Annotated in this window: 17 protein-coding genes; 10 read left to right on the forward strand and 7 right to left on the reverse strand. The window is 74.0% G+C overall.

Features of this window, described 5'->3' with window-relative positions:
• Positions 1–31 precede the first annotated feature (31 nt).
• Both ACZ6ZR_RS08440 and ACZ6ZR_RS08445 read left to right on the forward strand, forming a co-directional pair.
• Positions 32–622 carry a dihydrofolate reductase family protein gene (locus tag ACZ6ZR_RS08440; protein ID WP_465640695.1) on the forward strand — a complete coding sequence of 197 codons (591 nt, stop codon included), beginning with the start codon at positions 32–34 and terminating at the stop codon, positions 620–622.
• A gap of 98 nt (positions 623–720) precedes the next feature.
• Positions 721–1,947, forward strand: a complete 1,227-nt coding sequence (locus ACZ6ZR_RS08445; protein WP_465640696.1) for a phosphodiester glycosidase family protein — start codon at positions 721–723, stop codon at positions 1,945–1,947.
• A gap of 51 nt (positions 1,948–1,998) precedes the next feature.
• Here ACZ6ZR_RS08445 and ACZ6ZR_RS08450 read toward each other — a convergent pair whose 3' ends face one another.
• Entirely contained in the window at positions 1,999–3,378 is a 1,380-nt protein-coding gene (locus ACZ6ZR_RS08450; RefSeq protein ID WP_465640698.1) for a tannase/feruloyl esterase family alpha/beta hydrolase, read from the reverse strand.
• A 208-nt stretch (positions 3,379–3,586) separates the two neighbouring features.
• Here ACZ6ZR_RS08450 and ACZ6ZR_RS08455 point away from each other — a divergent pair, with 208 nt between their 5' ends.
• Both ACZ6ZR_RS08455 and ACZ6ZR_RS08460 read left to right on the forward strand, forming a co-directional pair.
• Positions 3,587–4,810: a sensor histidine kinase gene (locus tag ACZ6ZR_RS08455; protein ID WP_465640700.1), complete on the forward strand. Its 1,224-nt coding sequence runs from the start codon at positions 3,587–3,589 to the stop codon at positions 4,808–4,810.
• On the forward strand, positions 4,807–5,478 hold the full coding sequence (locus ACZ6ZR_RS08460) for a response regulator transcription factor (protein WP_465640702.1): 672 nt from the start codon (positions 4,807–4,809) through the stop codon (positions 5,476–5,478). Before ACZ6ZR_RS08455 ends, ACZ6ZR_RS08460 begins: the two co-directional genes overlap by 4 nt.
• Before the next feature lie 10 nt (positions 5,479–5,488).
• On the opposite strand, the gene ACZ6ZR_RS08465 is transcribed toward ACZ6ZR_RS08460, so the two are convergent.
• A complete protein-coding gene (locus tag ACZ6ZR_RS08465; RefSeq protein ID WP_465640704.1) occupies positions 5,489–6,448 on the reverse strand; it encodes a helix-turn-helix domain-containing protein in 960 nt (319 codons plus the stop codon).
• Between the two features lie 71 nt (positions 6,449–6,519).
• Here ACZ6ZR_RS08465 and ACZ6ZR_RS08470 point away from each other — a divergent pair, with 71 nt between their 5' ends.
• A complete protein-coding gene (locus ACZ6ZR_RS08470; protein ID WP_465640706.1) occupies positions 6,520–7,215 on the forward strand; it encodes a DJ-1/PfpI family protein in 696 nt (231 codons plus the stop codon).
• 84 nt (positions 7,216–7,299) lie between these two features.
• Positions 7,300–7,641 (forward strand): hypothetical protein, encoded by a 342-nt coding sequence (locus ACZ6ZR_RS08475; RefSeq protein ID WP_465640708.1) that lies wholly within the window; start codon positions 7,300–7,302, stop codon positions 7,639–7,641.
• Positions 7,642–7,649: 8 nt separating this feature from the next.
• Here ACZ6ZR_RS08475 and ACZ6ZR_RS08480 read toward each other — a convergent pair whose 3' ends face one another.
• The 3 genes from ACZ6ZR_RS08480 to ACZ6ZR_RS08490 all read right to left on the reverse strand — a co-directional run bounded on the left by ACZ6ZR_RS08480 (position 7,650) and on the right by ACZ6ZR_RS08490 (position 10,974).
• Positions 7,650–8,060, reverse strand: coding sequence for a DUF4259 domain-containing protein (locus ACZ6ZR_RS08480; protein ID WP_465640710.1), 411 nt, complete (start codon positions 8,058–8,060; stop codon positions 7,650–7,652).
• 123 nt (positions 8,061–8,183) lie between these two features.
• Positions 8,184–9,308: a DUF4185 domain-containing protein gene (locus ACZ6ZR_RS08485; protein ID WP_465640711.1), complete on the reverse strand. Its 1,125-nt coding sequence runs from the start codon at positions 9,306–9,308 to the stop codon at positions 8,184–8,186.
• A 112-nt stretch (positions 9,309–9,420) separates the two neighbouring features.
• Positions 9,421–10,974, reverse strand: a complete 1,554-nt coding sequence (locus ACZ6ZR_RS08490; protein ID WP_465640713.1) for a serine protease — start codon at positions 10,972–10,974, stop codon at positions 9,421–9,423.
• Positions 10,975–11,112: 138 nt separating this feature from the next.
• On the opposite strand from ACZ6ZR_RS08490, the gene ACZ6ZR_RS08495 reads away from it, so the two are divergent.
• The 3 genes from ACZ6ZR_RS08495 (at position 11,113) to ACZ6ZR_RS08505 (ending at position 14,016) form a co-directional block, all read left to right on the forward strand.
• Positions 11,113–11,724 carry an RNA polymerase sigma factor gene (locus ACZ6ZR_RS08495; RefSeq protein ID WP_465640716.1) on the forward strand — a complete coding sequence of 204 codons (612 nt, stop codon included), beginning with the start codon at positions 11,113–11,115 and terminating at the stop codon, positions 11,722–11,724.
• Complete coding sequence (locus ACZ6ZR_RS08500) at positions 11,721–12,683, forward strand: CU044_5270 family protein (protein WP_465640717.1); 963 nt, start codon at positions 11,721–11,723, stop codon at positions 12,681–12,683. Before ACZ6ZR_RS08495 ends, ACZ6ZR_RS08500 begins: the two co-directional genes overlap by 4 nt.
• Before the next feature lie 217 nt (positions 12,684–12,900).
• Positions 12,901–14,016: a DNA gyrase subunit B gene (locus ACZ6ZR_RS08505; RefSeq protein ID WP_465640719.1), complete on the forward strand. Its 1,116-nt coding sequence runs from the start codon at positions 12,901–12,903 to the stop codon at positions 14,014–14,016.
• 45 nt (positions 14,017–14,061) lie between these two features.
• Here ACZ6ZR_RS08505 and ACZ6ZR_RS08510 read toward each other — a convergent pair whose 3' ends face one another.
• Positions 14,062–14,331: a hypothetical protein gene (locus ACZ6ZR_RS08510; RefSeq protein ID WP_465640721.1), complete on the reverse strand. Its 270-nt coding sequence runs from the start codon at positions 14,329–14,331 to the stop codon at positions 14,062–14,064.
• 220 nt (positions 14,332–14,551) lie between these two features.
• Here ACZ6ZR_RS08510 and ACZ6ZR_RS08515 point away from each other — a divergent pair, with 220 nt between their 5' ends.
• Positions 14,552–15,397, forward strand: a complete 846-nt coding sequence (locus ACZ6ZR_RS08515) for a class I SAM-dependent methyltransferase (RefSeq protein WP_465640768.1) — start codon at positions 14,552–14,554, stop codon at positions 15,395–15,397.
• Here ACZ6ZR_RS08515 and ACZ6ZR_RS08520 read toward each other — a convergent pair.
• Positions 15,387–17,051, reverse strand: a complete 1,665-nt coding sequence (locus tag ACZ6ZR_RS08520; protein ID WP_465640722.1) for a hypothetical protein — start codon at positions 17,049–17,051, stop codon at positions 15,387–15,389. The two genes, ACZ6ZR_RS08515 and ACZ6ZR_RS08520, sit on opposite strands and share 11 nt — an antisense overlap.
• Positions 17,052–17,202 lie beyond the last annotated feature (151 nt).

A 17,202-nucleotide genomic window follows, 5' to 3' on the forward strand; every position in this document is an offset into this window, starting at 1 on the left:
CCGGGAGCTGACCGATCATCAGGGAGAGAACGTGCGCAAGCTGGTGTACTTCGTCGCCGGTACGCTCGACGGCCACATCGCCGCCCCCACCGGTGGTGACCCGTCCGGCCCGGACGGCTTCTGGCCGATCGGCCAGGACTACGTGGAGCACCTGGTCGCGGAGTATCCGGAGGTGCTCCCCGGCCCGGCCCGGGCCGCCCTCGGCGTCACCGCCGAGGGCACCCGCTTCGACACCGTGCTGGAGGGCCGCAACACCTACCAGATCGGCCTGGACGCGGGCATCACCAACGCCTACGCCCACCTGCGCCACCTGGTCTTCTCCCGCAGCCTCACCGAACTCCCGGACCCGGACGTCGAGTTGGTCGCCACCGATCCGGTCGCCAAGGTCCGCGAGCTCAAGCAGCAGGAGGGCAAGGACGTCTGGCTCTGCGGCGGTGGCGAACTGGCCGGCGTGCTCTACGCCGAGATCGACCGGCTGGTCCTCAAGCTCGCCCCGCTGACCACCGGCTCGGGCATCCCGCTGTTCGGCCGCTCCGCCGCCTTCGAGCCCCGCAACTGGCAGCTCACCGACCAGATCACCCTCAAGAGCGGCGTCATCTTCCTGACCTACGACCGGCTCTGAGCACGGGAGTTCGAAGGTCTTGGACCGACCGGGTGACCGGGCGGACACGCCGGGGGCAGCTCCGGCGGGCGGACCGCGGCGGTGGTGAGCTGGCGGGCGTGAAGCGTCTCCGACGGTGCGTCGTCGCTCTGTTGCTGGCCGCGGCCCCGGCCGGGTTGGCCGCCCCACCCACCGTGGCCCGGACCCGCGACGGCTGGACGGTCATCGCTCCGGGGGTCACCTACCGGGAGTTGACGGTCCCGACCTCGCACGGCACCGCGCGGGTGTATGCGGTCCGGGCCGACCTTGGCCGGGCGGGGGTGCGGGCGGACCTGCTCTTCCCCGGTGCGGTGGCCGCCCGGGCCCCGCTGACCCGGCTGGCCGGGGACCGCCGGGCGGTGGCGGCGGTGAACGGGGACTTCTTCCACATCACCGAGGACCAGCACCCGGGCGTCGAGGCCACCGGAGCCCCCTCGGGCCCGGCGGTGTACCGGGGGCAGGCGCTGAAGGCAGCGGTCCCGGAGGCCCAGCGGTTCGGCTGGAAGCTGCCACCGGGCGGCAGCGGCCGGGACGTGCTCGGGGTCGGCGTGGACGGGGTGGCCCGCACCGGACGGCTGGAGCTCGAAGGCCACCTGCGGACCGAAGGCGGCACCTGGCCGCTGGGCGGACTGAACCAGTACGCCCTGCCGGTCGGTTCGATCGGCGCGTTCACCACCGACTGGGGCGAGGTCTCCCGGGCCCGGGCGGCCTGCGGGAGCGACGAGTCGCGGAAGGCCCCCTGCACCGCGGAGGTCCGGGAGGTGACGATCCGCCACGACCGGGTGGTCGCGGTCTCGGAGACCCCCGGCAGCGGGCCGATCCCGCCCGGCAGCACCGTGCTGCTCGGCCGGGAGGCCGGTGCCCGGGTGCTGGCCGGCCTGCCGCTCGACACCCCGATCTCGGTGGACCACCGGCTCGCCTCGGACCAGCAGGTGCCCTTCGCCTTCGCCCTGGGCGCCCACCCCGTGCTCCAGGGCGGACGCCCGCTGCCGGGGCTCGACGACAGCGTCGTCGAGCCCCGCAGCGCGGCCGGTTTGGGAAGCGGCGGGCGGGTGCTGACGCTGCTCTCCACGGACGGGCGCGGGGGCACCTCCACCGGACTGACGGTCGGTGAACTCGCCCGCGTGGTCGGCGATCTCGACTGTCAGGACGGCGTCTACCTGGACGGCGGCGGCTCGTCCACGCTGGTCGCCCGTGACCCGGCCGGCGGCGGACTCACGGTCCGGAACCGGCTCGACCAGGGCCAGGAGCGGCGGATCCCCAACGGCATCGGCATCTTCGCCGAGGACGACCGGACGGCCGGCTGACGGGACGGTGCAGTCGCCGACGGACGCCTCCGCCGCCGGCCGGACGGCGGGTCAGAGGGCGCAGGTGGTCTCCGGGATACCGGTGGAGAGCGGGAGCGGGGCCGGGACGGTGGTGCTCGGCGGTGGGGTGGTGTCGCGCGTGGTCCAGGCGACCAGGGCGTCGAAGGCGGTGTCGAAGCAGGGCTGCATCGGGCGGACCAGGTCCTTGGCGAGGTCGCGGAAGCCGTCGGTGTGGGTGCCGTTGGCGATCCGGTAGTAGCGGTGCAGGCCGCCGCGGCCGGAGTCGTTCACCATCTTGTCGTAGACGTCGCCGGTGCGGCTGATCGGGAGCAGGACGTCCAGGGTGCCCTGAAGGGTGATCAGCGGGCGGGCGATCCGGCCGGTCAGCGAGACCCGGGCGACGGCGTCGTGGACGCTCTGCGGGCGGGAGGCGTAGTCGTAGTCGGTGTCGCAGCCGGGGCCGGTGCCCTCCGGGCAGAACGGCGTGCCGGCCCGGGTGTCGCCGTCGTAGTCCGGGTCCAACTCCTCGCGGATGATGCGCTGGAGGGCGTCCCACTGCGGGCGGTGGGACGGCCAGAGGGCCTCGGAGCCCTCGGGGTACCCGGCGGCGTACATCGCCTCGGCGGCGCCGGGCTCGTGCCGCTCCCAGCGGGGGTAGGCACGGAGGGCGGGCGGCAGGTTGGTCAGCAGGTTGGGCTGGTCCCGGGTGAGCAGCAGGCCGTTCCAGTCGATGCCACCGGTGTAGAGCTGCGGGTAGTGCTCCAGCTGCCAGCGCACCAGGTACCCGGCGGCGGAGAGCCCGGCGGCGTACGTGCGGCCGGGGGCCCGGCCGTAGTGCCGGGCGGTCACCTGCTGGGCGGCGACGGTGAGTTGGGCGACCCGGCGGTGCCACTCCAGGATGGCGTCGCCCGGGGCGTCCCCGTCCTCGTACATCCGGGGGCCGGTGTTGCCCTTGTCGGTGGCGGCGTAGGCGAAGCCCCGGGCCAGCACCTGGTCACTGATGATCTGGTCGTTGGCGTACTGGCCCCGGATGCCGGGCGGGCCGGCCACCACCAGGCCACCGTTCCAGTGCTCGGGCAGCCGGATCACGAACTGGCTGTCGTGGTTCCAGCCGTGGTTGGTGTTGGTGGTGGAGGTGTCCGGGAAGTAGCCGTCGAGCTGGATGCCGGGGATCCGGGTGGGGTTGACGGTGTCCTTGGCCTGGAGGCCCTCGTAGTCCTTGGAGTTGGTGAGGCCGGCCGGGAGGGCGGCCGTGGTCAGGTCGTCCAGGCAGTGGCTGACCAGCCGTTCCGCGCCGGGGACGCGCAGGCGCTGCCCCTGGCAGGCGGAGCCGGTCGCGTCGGCGGCGGTGGCCGGGAGCAGGCCGACGGCCAGCAGGGCGGGTACGAGGGCGACCAGGGGACGCCAACGGCGGTGTGCGGTACGGGACATGGTGCTCGGTACTCCTCGTGGTCGATGGGGACGGACCGACCGTAGGCGGGCCGGGCCCGGGCGCAGGAGTGCCGGACGGCCACACCTGCTGGTGAACCCCCAAGTGCCGATCGGCACATGACCTCCGGCCAGACCTGCCGCGCGGGGCGGTGGCCGCCGCCCGTGGTCCCGTATCGTCCCTGGCGAGACCGACTCGAAGGGGGAGCGGATGGCCTCGTCACCGACCGTCGTGCCACCGGCCGCCGTGCCGTGGATCCCGCCCGTGCTGTACGCGGCGGTGCTGGCGGGCGGCCTCTACCACGCCGCCCTGGCGGACGGACCGCTGCCGGCCGGTCGCCTGGTGGGCTTCGTGGCCGGGCTGCTCCTGCTGCTCGCCCTCGACCTCGGGGAGCGGCGCCGGTGGCGCGCGGGCACGCCCGCGAGGGTGGTGGCCGGGCTGCTGGTGGCGAGGCTGCTGCTCTGCTCGGCGGTGGCGGTGCTGGACGGTTCGGGGGTCTCCCGGGCGCTGTTCGTCCTGGTGCCGTTCGCCGCCCACCTGGCCTTCGGACGGCGGGCCGGGCTGATCGGGGGCGCGGGCTGTGTCGCCCTGCTGGTCACCGGCTACTCGCTCTGGGTGCCCCGGTGGTGGGTCCAGGCAGCCTACGTCTCCGACCTGTTGATGTTCGCCCTCGGGCTCGCGCTGGCGCTCTCGATGGCCGCCGTCGCCCTGGGGGAGCAGCGGGCGCGGGCCCGACTGGAGGGTGTGCTGGCCGAGTTGGAGCTCTCCCACGAGCGGGTGTCCGCGTACGCGCTGCGGGTCGCGGAGCTGTCCACCGCCGAGGAGCGCAACCGGGTGGCCCGGGAGATCCACGACAGCCTGGGCCACCATCTGACCGCCGTGGCCATCCAGTTGGAGAAGGCCGAGGTCTTCCGCGAGCTCGATCCGCCGGCCGCGGCGAAGGCCGTGGCGGACGCCCGCTGGTCCGCCGGGCGGGCCCTCACGGAGGTCCGCGAGTCGGTCGGTACGCTGCGGGGCGCGCGGCCCTTCTCCCTCACCCGCGCGCTCGCCGACCTGGCCCGTCACCTCGGCGACGACCGCCTGACGGTGGCGCTGCACGTCACCGGGGAGGAGACCGGGTACGCCGCCGAGTCGCTCGCCGCGCTGTACCGGGCGGCCCAGGAGGCGCTCACCAACGCCCACCGGCACGGCCGGGCGAGCCGCATCGAGGTCACGGCCGCCTACGGTGACTCCGCCGCCGTGCTGGTCGTCGCCGACGACGGCCGGGGGTTCGCCGTTGCACCCGGAGCCGGGAGCGGCTTCGGGATCCGCGGCATGCGCGAGCGGGTCGAACTCCTGGGTGGGACAGTCGAGTTCGGTGCGGCCCCAATCTCCGGGACGGTGGTCACCGTGACCGTCCCGCGCAGCCGGCAGCCGGTGCGGAGCGCCGGATGAGCGGGGTGGCGGAGCAGGAGGTACGGGTACTGGTCGTCGACGACCAGGAGCTGGTCCGGGAGGGGATCGCCTCCCTGCTGGGCATCCAGCCCGGCGTCACCGTGGTGGCCACCGCGGGTGACGGCCCGTCGGCCGTCGAGGCGGCCGTGGCCCACCGGCCGGACGTCGCGCTGGTGGACGTGCGAATGCCGGGCGTGGACGGCATCGAGACCACCGCCGTGCTGGCCGCCCGGGTGCCCTCCTGCCAGGTCGTCATGCTGACCACCTTCGACGACCAGGAGTACGTGGCCCGGGCGCTCGCGGCCGGTGCCGTCGGGTACCTGCTGAAGAACCTGCCCTCCGCCGAACTCGCCCGCGCGGTGCGGCTGGTGCACGCCGGGGTGGCCCAGTTCGACACCACGGTGGTGGCCCGGCTGGCCGCCGCGCTGGCTGCACCTACGGCACCGGCCCCGCCGCTTGCACCGACCGCGCCGGAGGAGGGCCTGACGGGGCGCGAGGTGCAGGTGCTGCGCCTGATCGCGGACGGTTCGACCAACCGGGAGATCGCCTCCCGGCTCTTCCTCAGCGAAGGAACCGTCAAGAACCACATCTCCCGCATCCTCGGCCGGCTCGGTCTCCGCGACCGCACCCAGGCCGCGCTCTATGCCCGCGACCGCGGTCTCGTCTGAACGGGCATTCTCAGGGCCGGAGTTGGCGCCGGTAGACCGAGGGGCTGACGCCCATGGTCTCGCGGAAGTGGTGGCGGAAGCCCGCGGCGGTCAGGCCGACCCGGTGGGCGACGACGTCGACCGGGTGGTCGGCGGTCTCCAGCAGGGCTGCCCCGGCGCGGACCCGTTGGTGGGTGATCCAGCGCCCGGGCGGCAGGCCGGTGGCCTCGGCGAAGCGGCGCTCGAACTGACGGACCGACAGGTGGGCCAGCTCGGCCAACTCGGTGACGGTCAGCCGCCGGTGGAGGTTCTCCAGGGTGAAGCGGACGGCGCCGCCGATCGGGTCGTCGGCCGGGGCCGGGCCGACCGGGCTCTCGGCGAACTGGGCCTGGCCGCCCTCGCGGTGCGCGGCCACCACCATCCGCCGGGCCACCCGGGCGGCCACCTCGGCGCCGTGGTCCCTGCGGACCAGGTGCAGACAGGCGTCGATGCCGGCGGTGGTGCCGGCCGCCGTGATCACCGAGCCGTGGTCGAGGTAGAGGACCGAGGGGTTGACGGTCACTTGCGGGTGACGCTCCTGGAGCAGGGCGGCGAACCGCCAGTGCGTGGTGGCCTCCAGGCCGTCCAGCAGGCCGGCGGCGGCCAGGGCGAACGCGCCGCCGCAGATGGAGACCATCCGCGCCCCGCGCGCGGCGGCCTCCCGCAGCGCCGCCAGGACGGTGGGGGAGACCTCCTGGTGGACGTCCGCCACCCCCGGGACGACCACGGTGTCGGCGAGCCGGAGCCGGTCCAGGCCGTGGTGCACCACGATGTCGAAGCCGCCCACCATCCGGTGTGGCCCGGGCGTCTCGGCGCAGAGCTCGAACCGGTACCACCGGTCCACCTCCAGCTCCGGCCGGGGCACCGCGAACACCTCGGCCACCGTGGCCAGTTCGAAGGGGGTCATGCCGTCGAAGGCGAGGCAGGCGATCCGGTGGTGGCGACGGGGCATGACGGAATCCTAGCGACAGGTGCCGTTCACGACACTGTCCGGGAAGGTCCGTCGGGCCCGAAGCTGGTGCCGTGAAGCCAGAGATCACCATCACCGCACCGACCGCACCGACCGCACCGACCGCGCCGACCGCGCCGACCGCGCCGCTCACTCCGCTGACCTTCGGGATGCTCATCTTCGACCAGGTCGAGGTCCTTGACCTCGGAGGCCCCTTCGAGGTCTTCAGCACCGCCGGCCGACTGGCCCGCTCCGCCGAGGGAGAACCCCTGCTGCGCGTCGTGACGGTCGCCGTCTGCGGTCGCCTGGTCCGGGCCAGGGGCGGCCTGAAGATCCTCGCGGACCACTCCCTCGACGAGGACCCGCCCTTCGACGTGCTGGTGGTCCCCGGTGGCGTGACCACGGACGTCGAGGCGGACGTCCAGGCGCTCGACTGGCTGGCCCGGCGCGGGAAGAGCGCCGAGCTGACGTTCAGCATCTGCACCGGCGCCTTCCTGCTCGCCGCCACCGGTGCGCTGGACGGGCGCCCGGCCACCACCCACTGGGAGGACCAGGAGGAGCTGGCCCGCCGCTGGCCGGCCGTCCGGGTACTGCAGGACACCCGCTGGGTGGACGACGGCGACATCGTCACCTCGGCGGGGATCAGCGCGGGCATCGATGCCGCCCTGCACATCGTGGAGCGGTTCTTCGGTGCTGAGCTCGCCCGGCGGACGGCCCGTCAGATGGACTACGCCTGGGAGCCCGGGGAGGACGCGGCGCCACGCGAGTAGGCCAAGCAGAAACGTTCGGACGCGGACGGGGGACCCTAGGTTGGGCGCCGCAAGGTACCGCTCATCTCGGAAGGTCCCCCTCCCATGCGCCTGCGCACCATGGCCGTCGCCGCCGCCTTCGCCTCCACCCTCGTCCTCGTCTCGCCCGTCCCGGCGAGCGCGGCCGACGGGGTGTTCGAGTACACCTTCGACGGCGAGTTCGGACGGCAGACCGCCGTCCTGGAGTACCCGCGGAGCTGGGAGTGCGTGACCCTGCCGGAGGTGGCCGACCCCGGGTCCTCGTCGCCCGCCTTCTCGCCGCGCAACTACACCAGCAGCACGGTCGCCATGTTCACCGGCCCTGACTGCGACGGCGACTACTACTCGCTGCGCCCCGGCGGCAAGGCCTCCGAGCGGCTCAAGCTGCGGTCGGTGGTCTTCTCCTGACGCACCGTTCAGGCCCCGGCGCCGGCGAGCACCGCCGCGAGGCGGCCGATGTCCGCGCGCCAGGGCTCGGCGTACTCGGTCTCGCCCCAGAGCTCGGCCAGTTCGGAGTCGGCACCGAGCACCCGGCCCAGCGCGGCCGCCGCCAGCGTCCGCAGCTCCGGCGCGAGCGGGGGCAGCGGCTGCTTGGGGCCGTAGGCGGGTGACACCGCTGCGCCGCCCGGGAGTTGGGCGGCGATCAGGGCGGCGGCGGCCACCGCCTCGGCGCCCTCGTCGCTCTCCAGGTAGTCCGTGCTGTCCGCGACGGCGGCCAGCACCCGGCGGAGGATCTCGCCCCGCTCGGACGGCTCGGAGTCGTCCAGGAAGGCGGCGAAGTCGGCCGCGTTGTCGTTCTCGAACGGGCCGATGTCCCAGGCGCCCATGGCGTGCTCCCCAGCTCGGGTGGTGGTGTCCGGAGGATCATCGCAGCGGGGGGTGACACCACGTAGGAGCGGGGTGGTCCACCGGCCGCACGGCCGGGAACCACCCCGCTCCGGGGGTGCGGGTCAGAGCAGTCCGTTGACCCGGTACTGCATGACCCGGTAGTTGGTGTCGTCGTACCACTGGCTGACCAGGATGTGCAGGTCGCCGATCGTCGAGCCGGGGACGATGAAGCCGCCGTACGGGCTGGCGACCAGGTTGCCGGTCTCCTGGCCCGGGCTGCCGGGCAGGATCATGGTTCGTTCCGGGGTCCGGGTCAGGTCGGAGGTAGGGAGCGGGAAGACCATCGCCCGGATCGAGAGCGGGTCCATGTCCAGCCAGCTGAGCACGTAGCGGCCGTCCACGGCACGGAAGCTCAACTCGCCCCACCGCCGGGTGCCCAGGACGCTCGTCGGGGCGGGCGCGTTCCACCGCCAGCCGCCGTCCGCGAAGCCCCAGGGCTCGTAGGCGCCGGGGTCCCCGAGGGCGTCCTGGCGGACCCGGTGCAGCAGCAGGCCCGACTCCGTCTCGCGGTTGAAGACGGTGGACAGGACGTAGCAGTACCCGTCGTCGGCCACCGCGTAGGTCTTCTGCTGGAACTGGCCCCCGTGCAGGTCGCCCGGCCACTGGCAGAGGTACTCCCAGGTCTCGCCGTTGTCGGGGGAGCGCCAGAAGTCGGTGTGGTGGGTGTCGTGGAGGACGCCGCGCATGAGGTGCATGTAGAGCACCCCGCCGACCTCGAACACGTCGGACGGGAGCGCCGTGGTGCGCCCGCCCGGGACCGGGGTGTGCGGCTCGGGGACGAGAGCGGTGGCGTAGCCGCCGCCGACGCAGCCGTCGACGCGCAGGTTGTTCGGGTCCGCGCTGCTCGAGCGCAGGCCCACCGGGGCGCGCCACTCGGGGTCGCCCACGCGTTCGCCGTCGAAGGTGTCGCCGCAGACCAGGAGCATGCTGCCGTCCGGGCAGCGCACCGGGATGCCGAGGTCGGTCCACGGCGCGCCGAACCGGCCGGTCTCCGCCGGGCCGGTGAGGTTCCTGACCTTGGTGGTGAGCGTCGGGAGAGCCGGGTCGTACCGGCCGGCCGCGTGCGCGGCCGGCCCGCCGGGGAGGGCCGAGGAGCCCACCCCGGCGGCCAGGCCGGCACCGATCCTGAACAGCGTGCGGCGGGAGAGCCCGCCTGACGGTGTGTCGGCCACTGGTCGAAGGTCCATGGTGACGTGTCCTTCCGGTACGGCGGGTGCGGAACTCACCCTAGGCGGACGGAAGGTGAGGGAACGTTCCGTCCGGCCCACCGCGTGTGTCGCTGCCCGCCGACCGGTCGGATCACCGGGTGCGGTAGGCGTCCAGGACGGTCTGGAGGGTGTTGCCGCCGAGGTCGGTCAGCTCGGCGCGCAGACTCACCCCCGCCGCCCGGCCGGTCGCCGGGACGGTCACCGCGCCCCGGACGACCGGGAGCCGCTGCCAACCGGCGCCGCCGTCCAGCGAGTACGAGACGGCCAGCGAACGGTGCCGCCCGTCGGCCGCCGCGCCCCGGACGGTGACCGGCAGCCGCAGCGCCGCGTCGGCCGGGGCCGATCCGTCGCCGCGCAGCTCGGGGGAGAAGCGGACCACGCTGAGCGGCAGCGGGGTCGGGCCGGTGGTGGCGGCGCGGGCGGAGAAGGTCCAGTCGGCCGTCACCCTGGTCGCCGTGCCGGGGGCGCCACCGCGCTCCACGGAACTGGTCAGCCGGTAGTCCGCCGCGCCGCCGGCCGGGACGGTGAAGGCGGCCTGCCCGGGGGCGTCGGTGGAGGTGCCGACCACCTCGCCGTCCCGGAGGAGTGTGGTGGCGGTGGTGTCGAAGGCCGGGCTCCAGGGCACGTGCCCGTCGCCGTCCGCCAACATCGGGACGTTCAGGGTGAGTTGGTCACCGTCCTGGACCAGGGAGGGGCGGTCGGTGAGCTGCGGGCCGAGGACCGCGTTGTCGAAGGTGTGGACCGTCCTGGCCCCGGCGCGCAGGTTCATCCCGAGGACCGGGTAGCTGGCCGGCCGGGCCCCGTCGACCGCTGGGGTCTGGTAGATCAGGTCCCATGCGCCGCGCTCCGGGGTGACCTTGAGCTCCGCCGTCGCCGGCGTCCGGAGCTTCGTCGCCACCCCGACCGTCGGCCCCTGGGTGGGGATCAGGTCCAGCACGGCCTCGCCCCCGGTGCCTGGACGGGCGGCCCCGCGCACCTCCACCGCGGCCAGCTCCCGCGGCCCTGGGCGCCGCACCAGCCCGTCCAGCGCGCGGCTGCCGGTGAAGACGTAGCCGAGGGCATAGGTGGTGCTGTCGCTGCGCCAGTAACTGTCGTACGACTGACGGACCGTGCCGGGCTCGGCCGCCGGGCCGACGTGGCCGATCCGGATCTCCGGATGGGAGGACATCCGGTTCGCCAACCGGGAGCCGGGGCCCGAGCCGACCACCAGGTAGACCCCGCTGTTCACGAACTCCGCCGAGGCGTCCGGCGGCCGCACGTCCACCGGGGAGGTGCGGCGGGCGTCCAGGGTGACGGTCGTGTCCCGGGCCAGGTCCAGCCGGGGCTGCACCAGCCAGTCCACCGCGTCCGAGCCGGTGAAGGTGGCGTCCAGCAGGTAACGGCCCTTGGGTAGCCGGACCTTGGTGGTGCCGGTCGCGTCGTACGGCGCCGCGGTCCGGTCCGCGCCCGGGCCGGAGATCCCGATGGCGTGGGTCTCGTATGTGGAGGCGGGGCGGCCGTCGCGGCCGAGGTGACGGATGGTCAGGGTGTAGGTGTCCGGTTCGGCGGCGAGGGCATCGGTGGCCGGCGCGGCGGTGACCAGCATGGCCACGCCGATGGCGAGCGAGCGCAGGGCGGTGCGGCGGGTGGGCTTCGTGTTGTCCATGCCCTTGCCCTGCAGCTCGGCGCGGCCGCGTTCCGGTGATCCGGGTCACAGCCCCTGGTCCGATGTGGTGCAGGTCACCGGAACTCCCGCAATGCCCGGGGTAGTGCGGAGTGTGACAACGTACGGGAGGAACCGGACATGAGGGACCGTCTGCGCGCGGGGGACCGCGACGCATTGGCGGAGCTGTACGACGAGCACGCCGCCGTGCTGTACCGCTACGCCCTGCGCGTCACCGGCGACTGGGCGGAGGCCGAGGACATCGTCTCGGCCACCTTCCTGGCCGCCTGGAACGCGCGGGAGTCGCTGCGCAGGGAGGGCGGCGAACTCCGGCCCTGGCTGCTCGGCATCGCCACCAACCTCATCCGCCGCAGCGCCCGCACCCGCCGCCTGCGCCGCCTGGCCCTGGCCCGCGTTCCCGAACGCGGCCTGCTCCCCGACTTCGCCGACGACCTGGTCGCCCACCTCGCCGACGCCGAACAACTCCGGGCCGCCCGCGCCGCCCTCGGCCGGCTGCGTCCGCGCGACCGCGAGGTCTTCGTCCTGGTGGTCTGGGAGGGCCTCGACTACGCGGCCGCCGCCGAGGCCCTCGGCGTCCCGGTCGGTACCGTCCGCTCCCGCCTCTCCCGGGCCCGTGACCGGCTCCGGGCCCTCACCGACGCCGAGCTGCGCTGCCCCCGTCCGGCCGTCTCCGACGCCGCGTCATCCGTCCTGTCCCCCGACCGCCTCCGCCTCCAGGAGTCCTCCCGGTGAACCGCTCCTCGTCCCACTCCGAACTGCTGCCCCCGCCGCCGGTGCCGCCGCTGGGGGCTTCACGTTCCCGCCTGCTCAAGGAGTCAGTGCTGCGCGCCTCCGCTCTCGCTGCCGTGTCCCGCTCGATCCGACGGCCGTTGCTCTTCGCCGGGGTCGCGCTGGCCTGCGCCGTGACGGGCGTGCTGGCCGTGCCGCCGGGGTCGCCACCCGCCCCTGCTCCGACCGCCGCCTCTTCCTCCTCCGCCGTTCACCTGCTCGACCGGATCGCCCTGGTGTCGGCCGGTGCCGGCGCCCAACCGGGCGTCCGCGCCGACCAGTTCGTCTACGTGGAGAGCCGGGTCGCCTTCGCGGCGCGCAGCGCGGACGGCGGCCCCGCCGTCCTCCCGCCCGCGCACACCCGCCGGGTCTGGTCCTCCGCCGACGGCAGCCGCCCCGGCCTGGTCCGCGAGGACGGCGCCCCCGACAGCGTCACCGCTCTCGCCCCCGGCGACGGCTCTTCGGTGAGCAACCCCACCCGGGTCTGGCCGGCCTCGCCCCCCACCGACCCGGCCACCCTGCTCCGTCTGATCCACGATCAGACCCGGGGCCAGGGCCCCGACCCCGACCAGCGCGCCTTCACCGCCATCGGCGACCTGCTCGCGGAGACCGCTACCCCGCCGCAGGTAGCCGCCGCCCTCTACCGCGCCGCCGCCCTGATCCCCGGCGTCACCGTGGTCGACTCCGCTACGGATGCCACCGGCCGTGAGGGTGTCGCCGTGGCCCGTACCGCCCCCTCCGCCGAACAGACCCAGTGGATCTTCGACCGCACCACCCACGCCTACCTCGGCCAGCGCACCGTCCTCACCGCCCGCACTGACGCGGGCCCCGCCGGCACCGTCCTCGGCACCTCCGCGGTCCTGAGCCGAGCCGCCGTCGACCACCCGGGCGACCTCCCGTCCGACCTCCGGGGAACTTCCTGAAACAAGTGACCTGGAGTGCCGCCGCAAAGGCCCCTGGCTGCCCCTCGGCGGGGGGTCGGCGGCACGCCGGGGGTGGCCCGCGACCGACGGGGCCAGGGTTCCGCAGGAGTCCCGTACGCGCCCGCCTGATGACACGTAAAACCGCCTCTGACCTGGTGCTTTTCTGAGAATCGCCTAGGCTGATGGCTCCGTTCGGACGTCCTTCGGGAGGGGTACTGTGAGTACGGAGAACCACACCTATGACGCCGGCGCGATCCAGGTGTTGGAGGGCCTGGAGGCGGTCCGGAAACGACCCGGGATGTACATCGGCTCGACCGGCCCACGGGGCCTGCACCACATGGCGTTCGAGGTCGCCTGCTACGTGATGAACGAGGTCATCGCCGGGCACGGGACCCGTGTCGAAGTCACCCTCCTCGCCGACGGCGGCCTGCGGGTGCGGAGCGACGGGAGCACCGATCCCTCCGAGCTCGTGGAGGCGCTGACCGACTTCTCCTTCGGCCGTGGTGGAGAGCCGCGGCACAACGAGATCCTGGTCCGTCTCCCCGGAATGCTGTGTGTGGTGAGTGCCCTCTCCACCCGTCTCGGACTGGAGGTCCGGTACGAGGGCATCCGCTGGAAGGCGGGCTTCGCCGAGGGGCGGAAGGTCACTTCGCTCACGGAAGCCGGTACGGCGGACGGAAGTTCGACCTCCGTGACCTTCTGGCCCGATGCCGAGATCTTCGACTCCATGGAGTTCTCCTTCGGGACGCTGGCCGACGCCTTTCGGGAACTGGCGTTCCTCTACCGCGAGTTGGACATCTCACTGACGGACGAACGCGGAACCTCCGGGCCCCGGTTGCTCGACTTCGGCGGCGACCTCCGGGGTCTCGTCGCCTTCCTGGACGGTGAGGAGGCCCCGGAGGTGATCGCCTTCCGGTGCGACGACGCCCGGGTGGCGGGGGAGCTGGAGGTAGCCCTGCGCTGGCGGCCGGCCGGAGGGGAGGCCCGTGTACAGAGCTTCGCCAACGGCTATCGCACCGAGGGTGGCGGAACCCATGAGGAGGGCTTCCGTCGGGGGCTCCTGTCGGCCCTCAACTCCTCCGTAAGGAACCGGCAGTTGACCGCCGAGCTGCACTGGGGTCAGGTCTCGGACGGTCTGACCGCGGTGGTGTCGGTGAAGCTCGGCGAGCACCTGCGGTTCGAGGGCGCCACCCGCGACAGGCTGGCCAACCCGGAGGCCGCCACCTGCGTGGAGGAGGCGGTCAGGGAGCACGTCACCGCCTGGCTGGACGCCCACCCGGCCGAGGCCGAGGCCCTCCTCGCCCGGATGCTCCGGAGTCCTGACGAGTCCTGACGGGCCGTGACCTCCCCGGGCGGTGGGCGGTGGGCGGTGGGTGCCTCAGCCGCCGAGGCACTCGCCGCTCGGGGAGGTGGCCGGTCCTCCCATGCCGCCGAGGTAGAGCAGGAACAGGACGAAGGTGGCGACGGCCAGCACCACCCACTTGACCTCGGGCTCGGTCCCGGCCGGAAGCACGGCCACCAGGCCGAGTTGGAGCAGGAACAGCACCACGCTCATGCCGACCCAGACGAACGGCACGCTGAGCACCACCCCCGCGCTCGTCGGGGCGTCCATGCCGAACGGGCAGCCCGACCACCGGCTCGTCACCACGGCGGCTCCCACCAGGGTGGCCCCCAAGGCAAGGACCGGCCCCGCTAGGTACCAGCCGCAGCCGAGGGGTCTGCCGTCCGTCCGTTCCGCCATTGCCCGTACGACCCTTCGTCCGTTACCCGTCCCCGTCTGCTGCTCACACACGCCTCCGGCGCCCCACTGGTTCCCGCCCGTCCCGTGGCAGGATCGAACACCTGTCACGGAAGGGCGGTGGTTGCGGGTGGTCGAGGGCTGGGAGTGGGACGAGACCCTCTTCGAGGGGGCGGCGCCGTACTACGAGCGCGGCCGGCTCCCGTACGCGCCGGGGCTGGAGGCCGCGCTGGCCTCGGAGTTGGGGCTGACCGGCAGCCGGGGGCGCCTGCTCGACATGGGCTGTGGGCCCGGCACCCTGGCGCTCCGCCTCGGCGGACTCTTCGCGGAGGTCGTCGGGGTGGACCCGGACGCCGGGATGCTCGCCGAGGCGCGACGGGCGGCGCGCGGCACGGGCGGGACGTTCCGCTGGGTGCGCGCCCGGGCCGAACAACTACCCACGAACCTGGGCACGTTCACCGTCGCCACCTTCGGCAACGCCTTCCACTGGATGGACCAGGACCTGGTCGCGGCCACCGTCCGCGAGCTGCTCCGGCCCGGCGGCGCCTTCGTGCACGTCGCGGACCGGAAGGCGGAGCCGCGCCCCACCCGGCAGGACCTCCCGCACCCGCCGGTGCCCCACGCCGCCATCGACGACCTCGTCCGGGCCCACCTCGGCCCGCTCCGCCGGGCCGGCCAGGGCGTCCTGCCCCACGGCACTCCCGGCGGCGAAGCCGACGCCTTGGCCGGCGCCGGGTTCGCTCCGCCGGTCCGACTCACCGTCCCGGGTGGCGAGTTGCTGGAGCGCACTCCCGATGACGTGGTGGCCTGGACGTTCTCGATGTCCTCCTCCGCCCCGCACCTCTTCGGCCCCCGCCTGCCCGCCTTCGAGGCCGAACTGCGGGCCCTTCTCCAGGCGGCCTCCCCGGCCACCGGCCGGTTCTCCACACGCCTCCCCGGCACCGAGGTCCGCATCTGGCGGACGGTCAGCTCCTGAGTTCCCGGACCGGAGCGACCGCAGGAAGCCGGCCCCGCAGGAGGAGCGCCTCGCGTTCGGCCTCCGGGACCGCCATCGACTCGGCGAGCACGGCGGCGAGCGCGTCCACCCGGGCGGTGTCGACCTCCGGGCGGAAGAGCCAACGCAGGTTCTCGTCACGGGTGATGAGGTCGAGCGCCACGCGCGGGGTCTTCTCCCGGGTGGCCGCTGCGCGGACGTACCGGACCAGGTCGAGCGGGACCTCCCGGCCGAGCTCGCCCTGCTCCAGGAACGCGTTCGCCCGCGCGGTGACGATCCGTCGGTCCGTCACCGCGACCAGGGTCCCGGCCGTGGAGGACCACATGTCCTTCGCGCTGCCGAGGATCGCGGAGATCGTCCCGGAGGAGTCCTCCTCCTCGGCGAACCCGAGGGCGCGGACGGTCTCGCCGTCCTCCAGGAACCAGCGCAACACCCGGAGATAGGGCGGGAGTTCGAGGCCGTCGGGCGCGCAGACGAGCTCCGGGGCGGAGAGTTCGGGGGCGGGCGGGCGGAGCGCGTCGGCCAGCGGCTCGATCGCCGCCAGCAGCCGTGCGGAGGTCAGCCGCGCCGCCTTCGTGTCCTTCCGCTTCCCCGTCAGCGACTGGGACAGCGTGTCACGTCCGGGAAGCTCCGCGATCAGCCTCAACTCCCTTGCCAGCGCGCCGATCAGCTCGGTGGTCTCGGTGACGGCGGCGTCCAGCTCGGCCCGGGTGTCGCGCACGATCACCTCGACCAGCCGCGCCTCCTCGGCGCTCTCCCGCCCGGCCTCCCGCGCCCGCACGGCGCGCAGCGCCTGGTACCCGGTCCACGCCTTGACGGAGGAGAGCAGCGCGTTGGTGTCGAAGACGACCGCCTCGGCGTTGGCCTCCAGGTACTCGCGGCGGGCGCGCGCCTCGGTCCGCTCGATCTGGGCGATGTGGCCCCGGGCGTTGTGCCGGTACAGCTCCACCTGCTTGCGCAGCAGCGCCTCGCTGCCGGCGACGTTGTCCCAGAGCGAGGTGGGCACGGCGCCGAGCTCCTGCGCGTGCCCGACGGCCCGCTCGACGGTGGCGACCAGGCCGGACAGTTCGGCCCACTGCTCGTTGCGCACGGCGGTGAGGACCTGGCCGGTCACCGCGAGGTTGGTCCTGACCAGGCCGCCGATCTCGCTCAGTTGCATCTGGAGGGCGATCATCGCCAGGGCCGGGCCGATGGTGGCCACGGTCTGCGCGGCGGTCACCGAGCGCACCGGGATCAGGCGGGCCTGCTGGAGCCCGCCGCCGGGGAGCAGCACCGTGCCGAGGTACGCGCCGTCCTTGGTGGCGAGCTGTCCGCCGGCCTTGAGCGCGGCCTGCGTCGCCGGGCTCAGCTGGTAGAGCCCCTGTGCGGCGGCGCCCGCTCCGTGGAGCCGGTCGGCCATGGTGGCGGCGTTCCCGAGGGAGGAGAGGAAGGCCCCGAGCTGCCGGCGGTCGTCGGCCGGGACGAGCCCGAAGTCGACCAGCCCGGGCCGGAGTTCGGCCGTCAGCTCACCGAGGACCACGGCCACCCCGGGTATCACCTCCACCAGGACGGTCGACGGCTCGGCGGGCTCGGAGGCCTTGACCGAGTCGCCTTCTCCGGGCTCGGCCAGTCCCGACGAGTCCGAATGGTCCTGCATGCGAATGTCCTCCCCGCCAGGGCGCTCGACGGGCGCCGCACCGTTGCCGCATCCTACGGCGCGGCGCCCGTCGGGGGGCGGTGCCGCCGCAGGTCACGGTTTTGTCGTTTGCGCGACAAGTCGGTCCGACGGCGGTAGTTTCCCTGGCCGG

The organism is Kitasatospora sp. NPDC088742, assembly GCF_055584905.1.